Here is a 3,300-nt window from a genome sequence, read left to right as displayed (position 1 = left end):
CCTTCATACCCTCATTGGCACTCGAATGATAGGAGTGCTAAAGCTGRCAGCGTCCGAATCGGGGATAGTATGATGACTCGTTGGCCATCGGCGCAATCAAGGCCGCAAGATATCTGATGAAGTCTGAACGGTCTCTCCCTGGGTCAGCCTATCAGCGATTTTAGGAATGTCGGCTTGGTTCAAAATCATCCGCCGCGTGACGTGCGCCGAAGTCATGACGGCACAGCCTGGACTGAATATTCGCGGCGTAGGGTCATCCTTTGATCAGCGCCAATACAGACAAGACCCTGTTGCTTTCGCCGACCGATAAGGGCGACGCGGTCGTCTTATTTTTGTGCCCCTTTCTAGCGAGGGAAAACACCGGGTGCGCCATCGCGGCGGTACCCGGCCAGTCAGTTGTTACTGGGATGGATCGCGAGGCTGAAGCTTGAAATCGCCATAATATCCAGCCGTCGACGGAGCGGACGATGGGCGCGCGATCGCCTACCATTTTGCTGAAGCTCAAACTCTGTTCAAAATCAAATGCCGATAATAGGCGAATTTCGAGCACTTTCGATTGTAGCCTAAGTGTCTACAATCCATGTCAAAGTTCCGTTTTACAACAATTCGCTCATAGCCGCCTTGATGGATTTGAACCTACGGCCCACCCTCGAAGCTTTTGGCAATCAATCCTTTATGGAACTTGAGCCGGGAACTTCGCCCCATATCGAGCTCAACATCCAATTACACGTCACTAGATGCCACAACGAGGATTTCATTGTCATGGGCCTATTGAGCCGGAGTCGCCGACGTAGTGGGCGGCACGGGCAGGATGATTTCCGAGGCGACCTTCCAGTCCTTCGCGATCTTCTTCCAGTTGATGATCATCAGGAACGGCTTGGGAGTTCCGTCCTGTCCAGCATAGGAGACGGTAATCTCAATAGGCGCATAAGATTCCGCGATATCGGGGGTCAGCCCCACGACCTTGAGTTTGGATAGATCGGGTGTCAACACGACAGGGCCTGAGGCCGCTATATCGTGCAGTTTCTGATCGATCGCGTCGTTGCCCCAGAAGCCCGCCCAGTTGCCCTCGGATGGGATCGCACTCTTCGCGACCAGAAGAGCGGCGGATGACTGCCAGAAAATCGCGTGCAGGCCCTTGATGTCATGCTTGTTCGCCAGCTCCATGAGCTTGCTGAAGCGCGATTCGATCGTGCTGATGGTGCGGGTGTCCAGCAGGTTATTGTTGGCTGCCGAGGCTGCAGTCGCGAAGCTCGCGAAAAAACTTGTCAGAGTGACGGTAGCGGCAAAGAGCATTTTTTGCATTGTATATCCTCTGTTCGAATGCGTTTTTGAAATATGGCTGCAGGAGAAAGGGGCTGATCACGACGGTCGGCCCGTCTCCGTACTCAAGCCTGTTTCTTGGCTATGTTTGCGGCTCCCCAGAGCGAGCCGACGTTGACGCGATTGGGATAAAGCTGCAGCATTGCGTCATAGAGTTCGCGCGCGGTCGTTGTCGTCTCGTTCAGACGATTGAAGTCGCGGATATATTGCCGTGTCTCGCCGATGATGCGCGGATCGTCAGGATTTTCCGGTATCTTGTGCCCGGCGATTACCGTGCGGGGAGCAAGGGCTTCGAGCCTATCCAGCGTCGAAACCCATTCGAGCCGGCTCTCGATCGTGGTTTCACCGAGATAGGGGTGGATGCCGTTGTAGACGACGTCGCCCCCGACGATCAGGCCGGCCGATGGGACATGCAGGCATGTCGACACCGCTGTATCGGTCCGCCCTGCGTTCACCGCCACAAGCTTGTGGCCCTCCAGTTCCAGCTCATTTTTTTCCAGCGGTTCGGCRACAAGTAGGCGCTCGGGGATTTGCCCTGGAAAAAGCCTGCGCCAGAAGTTCTCGACCGAGGCCGGCGACAGGTGTTCATGCATGGCCTCCACCACGGCCGGCGTCGCAAAGGCCCTGGCGTTTGGAAAGCGTTCGAGGAGCGGCGCCAGGCCGAAGAAGTGATCACCGTGCCCGTGGGTTATATAGATTGCCCTGAGATTCTTGCCGCTGGCGGCAACCCAGTCCGACAAAATCTGTGTCTGTTCGGTGGTGAGGAAGGTGTCGACCAGGACCGCGTCGCGCTCGCCGTAGATCAGCGTTGACGAATTCGCCACCCACATCAGCTCCTCGTGGCCGGGCGGTACATCGCGACTCAGCCCAGGACGCTCGATATTGAGTGTGCTCCAGCTAAGTCCGCCATTTGAGGCTGTGTTTGCGCTCATGATTGTCTCCATGACTTGAGGAAGGTGGATTGTCGGTTCGGGTCGAGGGGGAAACGCGGTGGAATTGTTGCGCGTACGGCGCCGCTAGAGTCACGCGGAACCCGCCGGTGGCGGCCGCCTCCGCCATTGGAAACTGGTCGAGATAGGGGGCAAACGGCCGCCCGGGATCAAAGCAAGCCACTTGGATTCAAGGGCGCGCTCGTTAGTCGCAAGTGCAACGTCGGTGCGTTGAACATGTCTCCGCGCGTTACCACAAGCAGCAGCGGTGTCGCCGAGACGCTTAAAATCCAGTTGCCCGGTTCGTTCATCCGGGCGGTTCTTGTCGAGCGAACCGTACCTCATTGTGCCAATGGCCCAGCGGGATAGGCTGCGAATGCTCTGGAAAACCGCTCGAGGCCGTGTTCTCTGGTCCCGGTACAGCCCATGTGCCACAGGACGCGKGCCCGACACCTCGGTCAGGAACACCCAAGCAGACAGCTCAATTCCGCCATCGGCGGGAATTTTTGTATCCAGCCTTGAAACCAAAACTTTTCTTTCTGCCGCAGATGCCTTTTCTTGACACCGCTCCTACGAGAAGCGACAATTATAAAGTGACCGGTCAGAATTAATTAGTCAAGGATGCTCGCGTGAAATCTTCTCCTGCTGCCCGACGGGGCCCGAAACCGAAGCCCGGCACTCGCGACAATCTCGTCAAGGCGGGGTTGCAGATGTTTCATACTGAGGGATATGCCGCGACGGGCGTTCAGGGCATCGCTGAGAGCGTCGGAGTTCCCAAGGGGTCGTTCTATAATCATTTCGCGAGTAAGGAAGTTTTCGGTGCTGACGTCCTTGATGCTTACTTCAACCGAAATGAGGACAAGCTTCGCAGCATGCTTTGCGATGCCGAAATTACGCCGCTTGCCCGCTTGGAAGGTTATTTTGATGACCGGATCGAAGCGTTCAGGGCAGTCGKCTTTGTGAGAGGTTGCCTGCTCGGAAACATCAGCGCGGAGGTCGCTGATCACAGCGCCCTCATGCGTGAGCGTCTCGTCAAACATTTCAGAGC

Annotated in this window: 3 protein-coding genes; 1 reads left to right on the top strand and 2 read right to left on the bottom strand. The window is 56.4% G+C overall.

The genetic code is table 11. The features are described from left to right. Positions 1-768: 768 nt before the first annotated feature. Positions 769-1,305, bottom strand: coding sequence for a hypothetical protein (locus ACXJ5O_RS22405; protein WP_457301821.1), 537 nt, complete (start codon positions 1,303-1,305; stop codon positions 769-771). An 83-nt stretch (positions 1,306-1,388) separates the two neighbouring features. Next, positions 1,389-2,255 carry an MBL fold metallo-hydrolase gene (locus tag ACXJ5O_RS22400; RefSeq protein WP_457301820.1) on the bottom strand — a complete coding sequence of 289 codons (867 nt, stop codon included), beginning with the start codon at positions 2,253-2,255 and terminating at the stop codon, positions 1,389-1,391. A 626-nt stretch (positions 2,256-2,881) separates the two neighbouring features. On the opposite strand from ACXJ5O_RS22400, the gene ACXJ5O_RS22395 reads away from it, so the two are divergent. Further along, positions 2,882-3,300 (top strand): TetR/AcrR family transcriptional regulator (locus tag ACXJ5O_RS22395; RefSeq protein ID WP_457301819.1); only part of this gene is annotated, 419 nt, incomplete at its 3' end.

Source organism: Phyllobacterium sp. P5_D12, from assembly GCF_054049495.1.
The sequence above is the reverse complement of the archived record's forward strand: the minus strand, read 5'-3'. Positions and strand labels throughout refer to the sequence as shown.